Origin of the sequence: Paraburkholderia sp. (genome assembly GCF_035501035.1) — a bacterium.
Lineage (GTDB): Bacteria > Pseudomonadota > Gammaproteobacteria > Burkholderiales > Burkholderiaceae > Paraburkholderia.
The window spans coordinates 1-15,286 of record NZ_DATJWR010000053.1 but is presented as its reverse complement, the minus strand read 5'-3'; the positions used below and the strand labels follow the sequence as shown (position 1 = coordinate 15,286).

Here is a 15,286-nt window from a genome sequence, read left to right as displayed (position 1 = left end):
CTCGCGATCTCGACGTCGGTGCGGATCTTCGCCACCGATTCGAGCCAGTACTTCGCCGTGAGACCCGCGTAATAGCTCGTGCCGCACGCGAGAATCAGGATGCTGTCGATATCCTTGAACACCTCGAGCGCGTTATCGCCGAAGAGCTCGGGACCGAAGGCGTCGGCGGCCGGAATCGTGTCCGAGATCGCGCGCGGCTGCTCGAAGATTTCCTTTTGCATGTAGTGGCGATACGGGCCGAGATCGACCTCTCCGCCATAGACCTGGTTGGCCTGCACGTCGCGCGCTTCGCGCACGACCTCGTTGCCGTGGCGGTCGGCCACGCGCACGCCTTCGAGCGTGATCTCGCACACGTCGCCTTCTTCCAGATAGCTGATGCGCTCGGCGCTGCCCGCAATGGCGAGCGCGTCCGAAGCGATGAAATTCTCGCCGTGGCCGTAACCGACCACGAGCGGCGAGCCGGCGCGCGCGCCCACCACCGTATGCGGCTGGCTCTTGTGCACGACGCCGATCGCATACGCGCCCGCGAGCTGCTGCACGGCCGCGCGCACGGCGGCGAACAGGTCGCCCTGATACAGGCTGTGGATCAGGTGGGCGATGACTTCGGTGTCGGTCTGCGAGACGAATTCGTAGCCCTTCGCGCGCAGCGTGTCGCGCAGCGACTCGTAGTTCTCGATGATGCCGTTGTGCACGATCGCGAGCGTGTCGCGCGAGAAGATCGGGTGCGCGTTGCTCACCGTGGGCGCGCCGTGCGTGGCCCAGCGCGTGTGGGCGATGCCGGTCACGCCCTCGAAGCGCGCCTCGCGCACCTGCTCGTCGAGCTCGGCCACGCGCGCGACGCTGCGCACGCGCTCGGGGCCGTCGGCCGTCACGACGGCCACGCCGCACGAGTCGTAGCCGCGATATTCGAGGCGCCGCAGTCCTTCGATCAGGACGGGAACGATGTTACGAAGCGCAACCGCGCCGACAATGCCGCACATGGATTCGATCCTTTGCAAAGAGAGGCGTGGACGCCGTACGCGTGTCGCGCTCTTTTACGCGCGTTCCCACAACGTGCGGCGCCGGAATTCAACCGTTCAGTTCTTTTTCTTGACCGGCCGAACGTAGCCGGTTTTCGCGATCTGCGTTTTCTCGTTGAGCACGAGCGTGCCTTCGGGCACGTCCTTCCACACGGTCGTGCCCGCTGCGATGGTCACGCCGCGGCCCACGCGCACGGGCGCGACGAGCTGCGTATCGGAACCCACGAACACGTTGTCTTCGATGATCGTGCGGAACTTGTTCGCGCCGTCGTAGTTGCAGGTGATGGTGCCCGCGCCGATGTTCACGCCCGCGCCAACATCCGCGTCGCCCACATAGCTCAGGTGATTCGCCTTCGAGCCCGTGCCGATGTTCGCGTTCTTCACTTCGACGAAATTGCCCACGTGGACTTCATCTGCGAGCTTCGCGCCCGGGCGCAGCCGCGCGTAGGGCCCAAGCACCGCGTTCGCGCCGACCGCCGCGCTTTCGATGTGCGTATAGGCATCCACGCGCGTGCCCGCGCCGATCGACGCATTGCGGATCACGCAGTTCGGGCCCACGCTCACGTTGTCCGCCAGCGTCACGTCGCCTTCGAACACGCAGTTCACGTCGATGAACACGTCGCGCCCGCATGAGAGCGAGCCGCGCACGTCGACGCGCGCCGGGTCGGCGAGCGTCACGCCCGCAACGAGCAGCGCCTGCGCCACGTTGCGCTGATGCACGCGCTCGAGTTCGGCGAGCTGCAGCTTGCTGTTCACGCCGAGCGTTTCCCATTCGTCGTCGGGCTGCGCGGTCACGACCGGGTGACCGGAGACGATCGCCGCTTCCACGACGTCGGTCAGGTAAAACTCGCCCTGGGCGTTATCGTTCTTCAGTGCTGCCAGCCAGCCCGCGAGCGGTGCCGTGGGCGTCACGATGATGCCGGTGTTGATTTCGTCGATGAGGCGCTCGTCGTCGCTCGCGTCCTTCTGCTCGACGATCCGCACGACCTGGCCGGTCGCGCCGCGCACGATGCGACCGTAACCGCTCGGGTCGTCGAGCGTGACGGTGAGGATGCCGTAGCCGTTCTGGCCGGCGGCTTCGGTCAGGCGCCTGAGCGTCGTTGGGCGCGTGAGCGGCACGTCGCCGTAAAGCACGAGCGTGGGCACGTTGACGTCGAGTAGCGGCAGCGCCTGCGCGAGGGCATGGCCCGTGCCTAGCTGCTCGGCCTGAAGCGCGAACTGGACGTCGGGCGCGCCGACGGCCTCGCGCACGGCTTCGCCGCCATGGCCGACCACGACGACGAGGCGGGTAGGCGAAAGCGTGCGTGCGGTATCGATGACATGCGAGAGGAGCGGCCTGCCGGCGAGCGGATGAAGCACTTTGGGCAGCGCGGAGTGCATGCGTTTGCCCATGCCTGCCGCGAGGATCACGACGTTCATGGCATCGGTGACGAGATGAGGAAAGAAGCGGTCGATTCTAGCATGGGGGGTATCCCCAGGACGGCGGCCCACCGGCCTCTCCCGCCCGGTTGATCATTCTTTACGTCTGGATTGACGTCGTCGCCGCAAACCGCCGCACGGCGATCGCAAGATGTGCTTGCGGGGTCGGAGCGTTTTGATTCACGCGCGCGGCGCGTTGGCGTCGCGCGCGTGAGATACGACCTTCCAGCGTGGCTTACAGGTCGTCGAACGGCGTGAACCTGATCGTCGCGCCTTCAGCCGGTGCGGGGTCGGTCGAGCACGGTTCTTCGTCGAACGCGATGTCGCCCGCCGGGTCGGCCACGCCCGTCGCGCGCAGGCCCGCGAAGCCGAACAGCTTCGTATCCATGAGGTGCGAGGGCACGACGTTGCCGAGCGCGTTGAACATGTTCTCGACGCGGCCCGGGAAGCGCTTGTCCCATTCGCGGATCAGCGCCTTCATCTCGGCGCGCTTCAGGTTCGGCTGGCTGCCGCACAGGTTGCACGGAATGATCGGGAATTCGCGCAGTTGCGCGTACTTTTCGAGATCGGTTTCCTTCACGTAGGCGAGCGGGCGGATCACGACGTTCTTGCCGTCGTCCGACTGCAGCTTGGGCGGCATGCCCTTCAGCTTGCCGCCGTAGAACAGGTTCAGCAGCAGCGTCTGGAGGATGTCGTCGCGATGGTGGCCGAGCGCGATCTTCGTCGCGCCCAGCTCGCCCGCCACGCGGTACAGACTGCCGCGGCGCAGGCGCGAGCACAGCGAGCACGTGGTCTTGCCCTCGGGCACGAGGCGCTTGACGATGCTGTACGTGTCCTGATTCTCGATGTGAAACGGCACGCCCACCTTCGCGAGGTACTCGGGCAGCACGTGCTCGGGAAAGCCCGGCTGCTTCTGGTCGAGGTTCACGGCGACGATGTCGAAGTCGATCGGCGCGCGCTCGCGCAGGCGCAGGAGCACGTCGAGCATCGCATAGCTGTCCTTGCCGCCCGAGAGGCACACCATCACCTTGTCGCCGTTCTCGATCATGTTGTAGTCGCCGATCGCCTGGCCGACCTGACGCACGATGCGCTTGAACAGTTTGTTGTTCTCGTAGGCTTCCTTCTGCTCGCGGCGCGTGAGCGTGCGGCGCTCCGCTTCCTCGCTCACGGCTTCTTCGTTCGCCGGGGCTGCGGCCAGTTCGTTCGCGGCGTCCTGCCCGACGGGCAGCGTTTCGGGGGCGTTCATGAATCAGTCCTCTTTGATGCGAAAGACCTCGACGCCCACCGCGTCGCAGTCCGGATAAACGTCGGGCTTCTCGGTCGAGACGCGCACCGCGCGCACCTGGTCGTGCGCGAGCAGCGCCTTCGCCAGATCGTCGCAGAGCGTTTCCTGCAGATGGATATGGCCTTTGCCCACGCGCTCGGCGACGGTCGCGCGCATGAAGTCGTAGTCGACGACTTCGCGTAGCTTGTCTTCGTGCGGCGTCGTGAGCGCGAGCGGCACGAACAGGTCGACGTTGATCACGACGCGCTGCTCGCCGCGCTTTTCGAAGTCGTGCACGCCAATGTTGATGTGCACTTCGTAGTTGCGCAGGAAAAGCCGGCGGCAGTCGGCGAGCCGGGGGTGAAGCAAAACGGTGGACATGTATGTTCCAGTCGATAAAAGCGTGCGTTCTCTCGCACGTGTGCCGGCGCAGTGCGCCCGGCGGGTCATCCGGTCGGTCTGCAAAACCGCTCGTGCGCGGCGGCTCGCATTCCCTTGTGTTCGTCAGCACCGCTTGCTCGAGGACCAGCGCGCAGCGGGCTATGCATTTAGTTGCAAAGTTTGGCGTGCAACTTCACCTGCAGCCAGGTAGCGGGGCGACGCGCGGCGCATTCGCCCGGCGCCGGCTTCAACCGCCAGTCAGAAACATCACGTCGCGCGGCAGCGGCACGAGATGCTGGCCGCCATCGACCACGAGCGTCGTGCCGGTCACGCCCGAAGCCTTCGCCAGATACAGCGCGGCTTCCACGAGATCGGCGGGTCGCGACGCGCGCCTGAGCGGCGTGACCTGGTGCGCAGCCGCGAAGCTTTCCGGCGTCTGGTCGCCCGACTGCAACGTGAGGCCGGGCGCAAGCCCCACCACGCGCACCTTCGGCGCGAGCGCCTGGGCGAGCGCGACGGTGGCGTTCGCGAGCGCGGCCTTCGTCAGCGTGTACGACAGGTAGTCGGGATTCATGTTGTACAGCTTCTGGTCGAGCACGTTGATGACGCACGTGCGCAGCGTCTCGTCGTTCACCGCCGCGTCGGGCGTTGCTTCGTACAGCGTGCGCGCCAGCACGAGCGGCGCACCCACGTTGACCGACATGAGCTGCAGCAGCTTCGCGTAGCCGACGTCGCGCGCGGTGTCTTCCTCGAAGCGCGAGGCATTGTTGAGCACGCACGCGGGCCGGCCGAGCGCCGCCGCACAGTCCGGCACGAGGCGCGCCACTTCGGCCTCATTCGCGAGGTCCGCATGCAGCGCGACCGCGCGGCGGCCCAGCGCCGCAATCTGCGCGACGACTTCCTCGGCCGCTGCACGCGACTCGCCGTAATGCACCGCGACGTCCCAGCCGCGCGCAGCAAAGCCCAGCGACAGCTCGCGCCCGATGCGTCGCGCGCCGCCCGTCACCAGCACAACGGGCGCCTGCGTGTCGGCGTCTGAATTGGGGTGCGATGCGGGCTGCGATGCGTTGACTGAGGCGCGCATGCCGGCGTCAGCCGGGCGGATGCCGGAAGTTGCGCTCATTTACAATGCCGGGATGAATCCGAAAGCTCACGAACCCGATAGTTTACCTGTTCCCGAGCCGATCGCGCTCGCGCAGTCCGAGGCGCTCGAGGCCACGCTGCGCGCCGAGATCGCCGCGGCGGGCGGCTGGCTACCGTTCGACCGGTATATGGAACGCGCGCTCTATGCGCCGGGGCTCGGCTACTACGGCGGCGGCGCGCGCAAATTCGGCCTCCTCGCCGACGACGGCAGCGACTTCGTGACCGCCCCCGAGCTTTCGCCGCTTTTCGCGGCCACGCTCGCGCGCGCCGTGGGCGAGGCGCTGTCAGCGAGCGGCACGCGGCGCCTGATGGAGTTCGGCGCGGGCACGGGCCGGCTCGCGGCGGGCGTCATGCTCGCGCTCGACGCCGCGGGCGTGCCGTTCGACTCGTACGCGATTGTCGATCTGTCGGGCGAGTTGCGCGAGCGCCAACGCGAGACGATCACGCGGCTCGCGCCCGCGCTCCTCGAGCGCGTGAGCTGGCTCGACGCGCTGCCCGCGCAGTTCGAAGGTGTCGTGATCGGCAACGAGGTGCTCGACGCCATGCCGGTGCGCCTGTTCGCCCGCAAGGACGCGGTATGGCACGAGCGCGGCGTGAGCGTGAACGCCGAAGGCGCCTTCGTCTTCGCCGATCAACCCGCAAACTCCGGGCGCGACGCCGGCAGGCTGAACGGCAGCACCGCCAGTGCGCTCGCGGGTATCGAAGGCAGCGAGAACTACGTGACCGAGACGCACGAGGCGGCGCTCGCGTTCACGCGCACCGTATGTGCGATGCTCGCGCGCGGCGCAGCGTTTTTCATCGACTATGGATTTCCGCGCCACGAGTACTATCACGCGCAACGCGCACAGGGCACGCTGATGTGCCACTACCGGCACCGCGCGCACGGCGACCCGTTCCTCTACCCCGGCCTGCAGGACATCACCGCGCACGTGGAATTCACGGGCATTGCCGAGGCCGGCGTCGAAGCGGGCGCGGACCTGCTCGGCTATACCTCGCAGGCGCGCTTTCTGATGAACGCCGGCATTACCGAGGTACTCGGAGAAATCGATCCGCGCGACCCGCAACGCTTCCTGCCCGCCGCGAACGCGGTGCAAAAACTCGTTTCCGAAGCGGAGATGGGCGAACTCTTCAAGGTGATCGCGTTTTCGCGCGGCATCGACGAAACCATCGCGGCGTTCGCGCGCGGCGATCGCAGCCACACACTCTGAGGCGTGCACGCCGGAACACTCATGATCCGCTGGTTCCTCACTACGTTCATCGCCGTCGCGATTCTCTCGGGCGCCCAGCCGTGGCTCAGGAAGCTCGGCATCGGGCGGCTGCCCGGCGACGTCACGCTACGCATTTTCGGCCGCGAATATCCGCTGCCGTTCATGTCGACGCTCGTGCTTTCGATGGTGCTTTCGCTGCTCGTGCGCGCGTTCTGACCGCGCGCGCGAGCGAGCGGCCCGGTTCAGGCCGAAGCAAGCGCCTCTTCCACCGCCGCAATGCGCGCGCGGTGCACCGCTTCCTTGATCTTTTCCGCGCCGCCGCCTTCGATCGCGCGCGCGACAGCCCCCGCATCGACGCCACGCGCAGCCACCAGCGCCACGCGCAGCCGCTCGGCCTGCGGATAGGGCGCGTTCTCCCAGTTCAGGCGCCCGCGCAAGTCCGACTCGCACGCCTGCAGCGCCTCGGCGAAGCGCGCGGGCTTGCGCAGCGCGTCGCAGCGTTCGATGAGGCGCACGAGCGCCGCCGCGCCCATGTCCATCACGCGATGCATGTTGCCGTGCTCGCGCGCGACGAGCACCGCGAGCTCGCGGCACTCGTTGGGCACGCGCAGCCGGTCGCACAGCGGCTTGAGCAGACTGACGCTGCGCCCCTCGTGGCCGATGTGGCGCGGCAGCACGTCTTCAGGCGTGGTCGCCTTGCCGAGATCGTGCGTGAGCGCCGCGAAACGCACCGGCAACGTATAGCCCTGCGCCGCCGCATGGTCGATCACCATCATCACGTGAACGCCCGTGTCCACTTCCGGGTGATAGTCGGCGCGCTGCGGAACGCCGAAAAGGCTGTCCACCTCGGGCAGCACGCGCGCAAGCGCACCGCACTCGCGCAACATCGCGAACATGCGCGAAGGCTTCACTTCCATGAGACCACGCGCGATTTCCTGCCAGACGCGCTCGGGTACGAGCGCGTCGACTTCGCCCGATTCGACCATCGCGCGCATGAGTGCGAGTGTTTCGGGCGCAACGGTGAAATCGGCGAAGCGGGCCGCGAAGCGCGCGAGGCGGAGGATGCGCACGGGGTCTTCGAGAAACGCGTCGCTCACATGGCGAAACACGCGCGAGCGCAGATCATGCGCGCCGCCGAACGGATCGATGACCGGCCCGGTGAGCACGCCCCCCGGCTGCACTTCCTGCGCCATCGCATTGATCGTGAGATCACGGCGCGCGAGGTCTTCCTCTAGCGTCACGTTGGGTGCGTAGTAGAACTGAAAGCCGTGATAGCCGGCAGCCGTCTTGCGCTCGGTGCGCGCGAGCGCGTACTCCTCTTGCGTCTCGGGATGCAGAAATACCGGAAAGTCCTTGCCCACCGGACGATAGCCCTGTGCGACCATCTGCTCCGGCGTCGCACCAACCACGACGTAGTCGCGATCGCGCACGGGCAGCCCCAGCATTTCGTCGCGGATCGCACCGCCTACGACATAGATCTTCATTCGTCGTCGCGTTCGTCGTCGGCGACGATGTGCGTTTCGCCGCGCGCGGCCTCCACCCATTTCGCCACCGCGGGCAGCGCGCTCACGCGCTGCGCGTAAGCCGCGGCTTCGGGCGAGAGCTTCGGCGCATAGCTGTTAAAGCGCATCACGACCGGCGCGTACATGGCGTCGGCAATGGTGAATTCGCCGAACAGGAACGGGCCGCCGCTCGCAGCGAGGCACTCGCGCCAGAGCGCGTCGATGCGCGCGACATCGGCGAGCGCGCCCGGCGTCGCGCCCGCGCCCGGCTTCACCTTGCGGATGTTCATCGGCATGTGGTTGCGCAGCTCGCCGAAGCCCGAGTGCATTTCGGCGCTCACGCTGCGCGCACGGGCACGCGCATTGGCCTCGCGCGGCCACATGGCGTGCTGGGGGAAGCGCTCGGCGAGCGTCTCGGCAATCGCGAGCGAATCCCACACGGCAAAGCCGTCGCCGGCGACGAGGCACGGTACCTTGCCCGAGGCCGAGAACGCGAGGATCGAGGATTTGGTGTCCGGCTCGTCGAGCTCGATCAACACTTCCTCGAACGGGATGCCGAAGTGCGTGAGCAGCACCCAGGGGCGCATCGACCACGACGAATAGTTCTTGTCTCCAATTACGAGCTTCATTGTCCAGATGACCGTAGTGTGGTGAGTGGAATGGGCGCCGGCTGGCAGCGGGCTACCGGCCGGCGCTGGCGCGAAAGATGTTCAGGCGCGAGCGCAGCGAGGCGTCGGCGAGGTAGAGCGGCGCGATCGTCTCGATGCTGGCGGGCTCGATATCGAGCTCGGGCGCAAGCGGCCCCGAAAGCACGCTGTCCACCTTCATCGAATCGAGATTATCGCGCGTGAGCACCGGGACGCCCGGCGCCATTTCGAACGAAAGCGCCTGGAGCCGCCCGAACGTACCGGGTAGCCGCACGATGCGCGCATGGCGCCCCATCACTTCGCCGCAGTACCGCAGCAACTGTTCGAGCGTGTAGACCGTCGGGCCGCCAAGCTCGTAAGTGTGCCCGCTCGCGCCGTCGAGATCGAGCACATTGACGATCGCCTTTGACACGTCACCCACGAAGACCGGCTGGAACTTCGCATCGGGCATGGCGAGCGGGATCACGGGAAAGAGCTTTTGCAGGAGCGCGAGGCGGTTGAGGAACGTGTCCTCGGGACCGAACACGACCGAAGACCGGAAGATCGTCGTGGCGAGCCCTGTGGCCGCATGGACGGCTTTTTCGCCGTCGCCCTTCGAGCGCAGGTACATGCTCGGCCCGCGCGAGTCTGCGCCGAGCGCGCTCATGTGGATGAGCCGATGCACGCCCTTGCTCTCGCAGGCGGCCACGATCTTCGTGGGCAGTTCCACGTGCAGTTTCGCGAAGCCCGGCCCGTAAGGATCGCCGCGCCCGCCGTGGAGCGTGCCGACGAGATTGATGACCGCATCCGCCCCCTCCACGAACGCGGCGAGCGCGACGGGATCGGACACGTCGGTTTCGACGACGTCGATGGGCAACAGGGTGAGGTGGCGGGCGTTGAAGCGGCGGCGGGTGGCGACCCGCACGTCCTTGCCCACTTCGACGAGCGCGTTGACGAGATGGCTGCCGATGAATCCCGAACCGCCGATGACCGCAATGGCTTGATGTCTCATCTTCGACCTCCTCGGGCAGGCGGCGCCCCCGTGTACGAGGTCCGGTTCGTCCCGCAGCGCGCCCCGCGTGAAGCGGAACGCGCCGCACGCCGCCGCGCGGCCCATCCGGAGAGCGGTGCGGCGTGGCGCGGCTAGACGGCGAAGCGCTTACGGCGACGGCGAGATATAACCGAGACGCGCCTTCAGCGATTGCGGACGGCCCTCGAACAGCGCCGCATAGTAGACCGTGTTCGATAACACGTTTTTCACGTAGTCGCGGGTTTCCTGGAACGGAATGGTCTCCGCGAAAATGGCGCCCTCGACGCCGCGCTGCAACGACTGGCGCCATGCGCGCGGGCGGCCCGGCCCGGCGTTGTAGCCCGCGGTCGCGAGCACGGCGGACCCGTCGAACTGATTGTAGATCATCGACAGATAGTTCGTTCCGAGCAGGATATTGGTGTCGAGATCATTGAGCTGATCTTTGGAAAGCGGGCCGAGGCCGATCTTCTTCGCCACCATTTGCGCCGTGGCCGGCATGATCTGCATGAGGCCGCTCGCGCCCACGCCCGACTTCGCGTTGAGGATGAAGCGCGACTCCTGGCGGATCAGGCCATACGCCCATTCCACGTCGAGACCATTGGTCTGCGCGTCGCGCTCGACCACGTCGCGGAACGGCGCGAGATAGCGCAGCGAGAAGTCGTGCTCGGTCTGCGTGCGGTCGGCGGTGTTGACGGTGCGGTCGAGCAGCTGGATGCGCTTCGCGTATTCGGCGGCGGCGATCAGCTGGCGATCGCTCATGTTGCGCAACGGCCAGTTCCATTCGCGATTGCCTTCGAGCCGCAGGTTCAGCGCGTAGAAGCGCTGCGCGAGCGCGAAGCCGGGCGTTTGCGCGACCTGGGCGATCTCGGCGTCGGTTACCGTGGTCTTGGGCGGAATCGTGATTTTCTGCCCGAGTTCCTCGGTGGCGAGCTGGCCGTAGAAGTTGTAGCCCTGCGAGATCGAAGCGAGTTCCTGGTTCGCCTGCGCCGTCTCGCCCGCCTGCTTGAGCGCGCGTGCGTGCCAGTAGACCCACGACGGTTGCGCGCGCAGCGCGGCCGGCATCTGTTCGATCGACCAGCGCACCATGGTCCAGTCGCCGCCGAGCAGCGCGGCGCGAGTGCGCCATTCGTAAGCCGGGCTCGAGAGCGGCGCGTTCGCCGAGAGCCGGTACCAGTCGAGCGCGGCCGGCAGGCGCTTTTGCGCGCCCTGATAACCAATCGTGCCCCAGCCGATCGCGCGTTCCGGCGAGCTGAGCGAAGGCGCGACGGCCGCGAAGGTGGCCGCGGCCATGGCCGGATCGTTACGCGCCATCACGGTGATGGCGAGCAGCGCGAGCTGGTGCGACTGCGGATCGGCGGTAATGCCTTGCGCGAGCGTGAGCGGCGGCGTGCTCACGGCCTGGCTGAACGCCGTCGGGTCGGGACGCTGCGCGAGGCCGTCGAGCAGCTTCGCGCCGGTGGAGGTCTGGTTCTGCTCGTAGGCGAGGCGAATCTGCCGCCAGACATCGTCGCTCGAGAACTGGCCTTTGATGGAGAGCGCCGTGATGAGGTCGACGCAGCCATCGCCGTAATAGCGCGGCTCGACGAGCAGCGCGCGTGCATCGTCGGCGACGTTCTCGCCGCGCGCCGCACGCGACTCGAGCGCGTAGCACTTCACCTGCGTGTCGTCGTTGAGCACGAAGCGCGGATATTGCTGGTCGAAGTTCGCCCAGTCGTGGCGCGCGCCCAGCACGAGCAGATAGTCGTTGCGCAGACGGTCGGCGATGGCCTGGCCGTCGTAGCGCTGCAGGAACGAGAGCACTGGCGCATCGGGCGCGTCCACGCGCGCGTGGCCTTGCGAATCGAAGAGCTGCGGCTTGAGCGTGAAGTATTCGAGATACGACGGCGCCGGGTAATCGGGAATCATCGCAGCGAGTTGCGCGGCGCGCGCAGGGTCGTTGTTGCGCGCGGCTTCACGAAGCTGGATGAAGGTCTGATCGTCGGGTGAGAGTACCGAACCTACGGGGAGGGCGACGGGACGCACGGCATCCGCCGTGCTACATGCGACGAGTGCCGCGGCGGTCAGTACGAGACCGAGCACGCGATATACTCGGACGAGGCGTTTGGACATCGTTATTTCTGGAGCGCGAGGTGAACCCAAGGATAGCACGCAACCCCCCCGCGGAATCCAAAAAGGACTGGCGTGCAAGGCTCCTTCCTCGGCGAATCGAGGCGGCTTCCGACGTGGCAATCAATGGTGCGCTGACAGCCCGACTCGATGCGCTCGTCTCGCAATTTGCGCCGCGCTCGATCGGCTTCTATTGGCCCCTGCGCGGCGAGTTCGATGCGCGCGCCTGGATGAGCGCCTGGCTCGCCGCGAATGCATCACGGCGAGCCGCCCTCCCCGTCATTGCCGAACGTCATGCGCCGCTCGCCTTTCATGCGTGGACGCCCGACGCGCCGATGCGCGACGGCCATCACGGCATTCCCGAGCCGGCTTCGCAAGAGGCGATCGTGCCCGATCTGCTGCTCGTGCCCTGCGTGGGCTTCGACCGCGACGGCTACCGGCTCGGCTACGGCGGCGGCTACTACGACCGCACGCTGGCCGCGTGGCCCGGAGAGACCTTGCCCGTCACGCTCGGCATTGCCTGGGAGGCGTGCCATATCGACGACGGCGTGCTCGCGCGCGAAGCGCACGACCTGCCGCTCGACGCTGTGGTGACCGAGGCCGCCACGCACCTCGCCTCGCGGTTACGCACGCGCTAAAAGCGCGTCACGGCCGCCGTGTGCGCGGCCGGCCGCGTTAGAGCGAAGCCGCCGCGCGCGCGGCCGTGTCATAGAGCCCCGACGCGTTGCGCATGAGCTGCGCGGCTTCGCCGATCTGCTGGTTCGTGAGGCCGCTTTCCTTGAGCGTGGCGATGAGGCAGCTTTCGCGCACGTCGCGATAGCGCAGGCACAGATCGCGCCCTTCGGTCGTCACCGAAAAGAAGACTTCCTTGCCGGTCTTTTCGCTTTTTACATACCCTCTGGAGACGAGCTTCTTCAACGCATACGTGGCGACGTGCGTGTCCTCGATGTTGAGCACGAAGCAGATGTCCGCGAGTTTCTTGCGCCGCTCGCGATGGCCGACGTGATGAAGCAGCGACACCTCGATCGGCGTCATGTCCTTCACGCCCGCCGCCGACATGCAGCGCACCATCCAGCGGTTGAACGCGTTGCCCGCCATGATGAGCGCGTACTCGAATTCGGAAAGCTCGGCACTCGACTCGGAGACGAGATGTTCAGACGAAACGATCTTGGTCGGCTGACGCGACATGGCTAAAACCTGTGGTCGGAAGTCGAAGAGGATTTGAGGGCGTGGCGTGAGTGTAGTGGCAGCACGCCCTGCAACGCGCCTGGCAAAAACGCTTATTGATAATTTGTAGATAATTTATCGACAATGTACGCTAGCAAGTCACGGCGCCGACCGCTCCGGGAACCCTCCCAGGAACCCTCGCACGCAGTGTGACGAGCCATGATTTCGACTGGTCGAACCGCCCCTTGATCCAACATGCCGAATTCTGAACCCCGCATTTTTCCTCTCGGTGACGAGGCGCTCGTCTGCGAAGCGCCGCCGCCCGCCACGCTCGAAGTCCAGCGCCGCGTCTGGGCCGTCGCCGCGCTCGCGCACGGCTGGGCGCCGGTGCGCGAGGTGGTGCCCGGCATGAACAACCTGACGATCACCTTCGATCCGCTCGCCGCCGACGCAGCGGCGCTCGCCGGCGCGCTCAGGAGCGCCTGGCGCGACGCCGAAGACGCCCCCGAGGCAGGCAGTGAGGTCGAGATTCCTGTGGTCTACGGCGGCCCCGACGGTCCCGATCTCGAAGCGGTGGCCGGGCATTGCGGCATGGCGCCCGCCGATGTCGCCGCGCGTCACGCCGCGGGCGTCTACACGGTGTTCTTCCTCGGCTTTCAGCCCGGCTTCGCCTACCTCGGCGGCCTCGAGCCCGCCCTGCACACGCCGCGCCGCCGCGAGCCGCGCCTCAGCGTCCCGGCCGGTTCGGTCGGCATCGGCGGCGAGCAGACGGGGATCTATCCCGCCAGTTCGCCGGGAGGCTGGCAACTGATCGGCCGCACCGCGCTCAAGCTTTTCGACCCCGCACGCAATCCGCCCACGCTCCTCATGCCGGGCGACCGTGTGCGCTTCACCATCGCGGAGCTCCACGCATGATTGAAGTTTTGCGCGCGGGCCTGCTCACCACGGTCCAGGATCTCGGCCGCCCCGGCTACCGGCACCTGGGCGTCGCCACCGGCGGCGCGCTCGATACGCTCGCGCTCGAAGTGGGCAACCGCCTCGTCGGCAACCGGCCCGACGCGGCCGGCATCGAAATCACCTTCGGCCCCGTCGCGCTGCGCTTCGCGCGCGCCACGCGCATCGCCATCACCGGCACCGACTTCGGCGCCACGCTGGGCGCTCGCCCAGTCTGGTCGTGGTGGAGCCTGCCCGTGGCCGCAGGCGAGCAACTGGTGCTCAACGGCGCGAAGCGCGGCATGCGCGCCTACGTGTGCGTGGCGGGCGGCATCGACGTGTTGCCGATGCTCGGCTCGCGCAGCACCGATCTCGCAGCGGGCTTCGGCGGCCTCGCGGGCCGTGCGCTCAAAGACGGCGACCGCCTCGCCACCGGCGCCTCGTTCGCGCCGGGCCGCGATCGCGCGGCGCTCGATCCGCGCGCGCCGGCCTTCGGCGTGAAGGCGCCCGTGTGGTGCAACTTCGCACTCGTGGACGAACCGCATCACCGGCGCGGCCGCCACCCGGACGGCATGGCCTGGGCCGTGCCCGTGCGCGTGCTGCGCGGCCCCGAGTACGACAGCTTCACGGCCGAGGCGCAGCGCGCACTCTGGTCCGACGAATGGCAGGTCACGCCCAACAGCAACCGCATGGGCTTTCGGCTCGCGGGCACGCCGCTCGCGCGCACGAGCGGCGCCGACCTGCTTTCGCACGCCGTGCTGCCCGGCACGATCCAGGTGCCGCCGAGCGGCCAGCCCATCGTCCTGATGGCCGATGCGCAGACCACGGGCGGCTACCCCAAAATCGGCTCCGTGATTCGCGCCGATCTCTGGAAGCTGGCGCAAGTGCGTCTGAGCGCGGGCGTGCGCTTCGTGGAAGCGACGCCAGCCGCCGCGCGCGCCGCGCTGGAAGAGGAACGGGCGTATCTGCGGCAGATCGACGCCGCGATCGCCATGCACGACGAGCGCTACGCGAGCCGCCGCGCGAGCGCGGCCGCCGGCGCGTGATTCATGCCCCATTCGCAGCAAGCGCAGTAAGAGGAACACCATGACCACCATCGATCTGAACGCCGATCTCGGCGAAGGCTGCGGCTCCGACGAGGCGCTGCTCGACCTCGTGAGCTCCGCCAACATCGCGTGCGGCTGGCACGCGGGCGGGGCCAATGCGATGCGCGAATGCGTGCGCTGGGCCGTGGAAAAAGGCGTCTCGATCGGCGCGCACCCGAGCTTCAACGACCCCGAGAACTTCGGTCGCAAGGAGATGAACCTGCCGGCTGAGGAAATCTACGCGGGCGTGCTCTATCAACTGGGCGCGCTCTCCGCGATTGCCCAGGCCGAAGGCGGCCGCATTGCCCACGTGAAGCCGCATGGCGCGCTCTACAACCAGGCCGCGCGTGACTCCCGGATCGCCGAGGCGATCGTTTCCGCCGTGCACGACTTCGATCCCTCG

General features: G+C 67.4%; 16 protein-coding genes. 6 read left to right on the top strand and 10 right to left on the bottom strand.

Annotated features, from left to right (window positions below; translation table 11 throughout):
* The 5 genes from VMJ11_RS03205 to VMJ11_RS03185 all read right to left on the bottom strand — a co-directional run.
* Nucleotides 1–980, bottom strand: a 980-nt coding sequence (locus tag VMJ11_RS03205) for an isomerizing glutamine--fructose-6-phosphate transaminase (RefSeq protein ID WP_325616825.1), incomplete at its 3' end; no start/stop codon positions are given.
* A 96-nt stretch (nucleotides 981–1,076) separates the two neighbouring features.
* Nucleotides 1,077–2,438 carry a bifunctional UDP-N-acetylglucosamine diphosphorylase/glucosamine-1-phosphate N-acetyltransferase GlmU gene (gene glmU, locus VMJ11_RS03200; RefSeq protein ID WP_325616829.1) on the bottom strand — a complete coding sequence of 454 codons (1,362 nt, stop codon included), beginning with the start codon at nucleotides 2,436–2,438 and terminating at the stop codon, nucleotides 1,077–1,079.
* Nucleotides 2,439–2,673: 235 nt separating this feature from the next.
* Nucleotides 2,674–3,684 (bottom strand): tRNA 2-thiocytidine(32) synthetase TtcA, encoded by a 1,011-nt coding sequence (gene ttcA / locus VMJ11_RS03195; protein ID WP_325616823.1) that lies wholly within the window; start codon nucleotides 3,682–3,684, stop codon nucleotides 2,674–2,676.
* Nucleotides 3,685–3,687: 3 nt separating this feature from the next.
* Complete coding sequence (locus tag VMJ11_RS03190) at nucleotides 3,688–4,083, bottom strand: dihydroneopterin aldolase (RefSeq protein WP_325616821.1); 396 nt, start codon at nucleotides 4,081–4,083, stop codon at nucleotides 3,688–3,690.
* Nucleotides 4,084–4,330: 247 nt separating this feature from the next.
* Complete coding sequence (locus VMJ11_RS03185) at nucleotides 4,331–5,167, bottom strand: SDR family oxidoreductase (RefSeq protein WP_325616827.1); 837 nt, start codon at nucleotides 5,165–5,167, stop codon at nucleotides 4,331–4,333.
* 52 nt (nucleotides 5,168–5,219) lie between these two features.
* On the opposite strand from VMJ11_RS03185, the gene VMJ11_RS03180 reads away from it, so the two are divergent.
* The gene (locus tag VMJ11_RS03180) at nucleotides 5,220–6,434 is read left to right on the top strand and encodes a class I SAM-dependent methyltransferase (protein ID WP_325616819.1); all 1,215 of its coding nucleotides are present in this window, start codon (nucleotides 5,220–5,222) and stop codon (nucleotides 6,432–6,434) included.
* Between the two features lie 21 nt (nucleotides 6,435–6,455).
* Nucleotides 6,456–6,650 carry a DUF2905 domain-containing protein gene (locus VMJ11_RS03175; protein ID WP_325616817.1) on the top strand — a complete coding sequence of 65 codons (195 nt, stop codon included), beginning with the start codon at nucleotides 6,456–6,458 and terminating at the stop codon, nucleotides 6,648–6,650.
* A gap of 26 nt (nucleotides 6,651–6,676) precedes the next feature.
* Here the strand turns inward: VMJ11_RS03175 and VMJ11_RS03170 are convergent, their stop codons facing one another.
* The 4 genes from VMJ11_RS03170 to VMJ11_RS03155 form a co-directional block, all read right to left on the bottom strand.
* On the bottom strand, nucleotides 6,677–7,918 hold the full coding sequence (locus VMJ11_RS03170) for a multifunctional CCA addition/repair protein (protein ID WP_325616815.1): 1,242 nt from the start codon (nucleotides 7,916–7,918) through the stop codon (nucleotides 6,677–6,679).
* Nucleotides 7,915–8,565: a glutathione S-transferase family protein gene (locus VMJ11_RS03165; protein ID WP_325616813.1), complete on the bottom strand. Its 651-nt coding sequence runs from the start codon at nucleotides 8,563–8,565 to the stop codon at nucleotides 7,915–7,917. The genes VMJ11_RS03170 and VMJ11_RS03165 overlap by 4 nt, the downstream gene beginning before the upstream one ends.
* A gap of 52 nt (nucleotides 8,566–8,617) precedes the next feature.
* Nucleotides 8,618–9,574 carry a complex I NDUFA9 subunit family protein gene (locus VMJ11_RS03160; protein WP_325616812.1) on the bottom strand — a complete coding sequence of 319 codons (957 nt, stop codon included), beginning with the start codon at nucleotides 9,572–9,574 and terminating at the stop codon, nucleotides 8,618–8,620.
* Nucleotides 9,575–9,721: 147 nt separating this feature from the next.
* A complete protein-coding gene (locus tag VMJ11_RS03155; protein ID WP_325616810.1) occupies nucleotides 9,722–11,701 on the bottom strand; it encodes a lytic transglycosylase domain-containing protein in 1,980 nt (659 codons plus the stop codon).
* 8 nt (nucleotides 11,702–11,709) lie between these two features.
* On the opposite strand from VMJ11_RS03155, the gene VMJ11_RS03150 reads away from it, so the two are divergent.
* Nucleotides 11,710–12,336 (top strand): 5-formyltetrahydrofolate cyclo-ligase, encoded by a 627-nt coding sequence (locus VMJ11_RS03150; RefSeq protein ID WP_414694284.1) that lies wholly within the window; start codon nucleotides 11,710–11,712, stop codon nucleotides 12,334–12,336.
* Nucleotides 12,337–12,373: 37 nt separating this feature from the next.
* Here VMJ11_RS03150 and VMJ11_RS03145 read toward each other — a convergent pair whose 3' ends face one another.
* Nucleotides 12,374–12,886 carry a winged helix DNA-binding protein gene (locus VMJ11_RS03145; protein ID WP_325616806.1) on the bottom strand — a complete coding sequence of 171 codons (513 nt, stop codon included), beginning with the start codon at nucleotides 12,884–12,886 and terminating at the stop codon, nucleotides 12,374–12,376.
* 234 nt (nucleotides 12,887–13,120) lie between these two features.
* Here VMJ11_RS03145 and pxpB point away from each other — a divergent pair, with 234 nt between their 5' ends.
* The 3 genes from pxpB to VMJ11_RS03130 all read left to right on the top strand — a co-directional run.
* On the top strand, nucleotides 13,121–13,780 hold the full coding sequence (gene pxpB, locus VMJ11_RS03140; protein WP_325616804.1) for a 5-oxoprolinase subunit PxpB: 660 nt from the start codon (nucleotides 13,121–13,123) through the stop codon (nucleotides 13,778–13,780).
* Complete coding sequence (locus VMJ11_RS03135; RefSeq protein WP_325616802.1) at nucleotides 13,777–14,844, top strand: biotin-dependent carboxyltransferase family protein; 1,068 nt, start codon at nucleotides 13,777–13,779, stop codon at nucleotides 14,842–14,844. Before pxpB ends, VMJ11_RS03135 begins: the two co-directional genes overlap by 4 nt.
* A gap of 40 nt (nucleotides 14,845–14,884) precedes the next feature.
* The coding region (locus VMJ11_RS03130; protein ID WP_325616800.1) for a 5-oxoprolinase subunit PxpA at nucleotides 14,885–15,286 on the top strand (402 nt) is incomplete at its 3' end.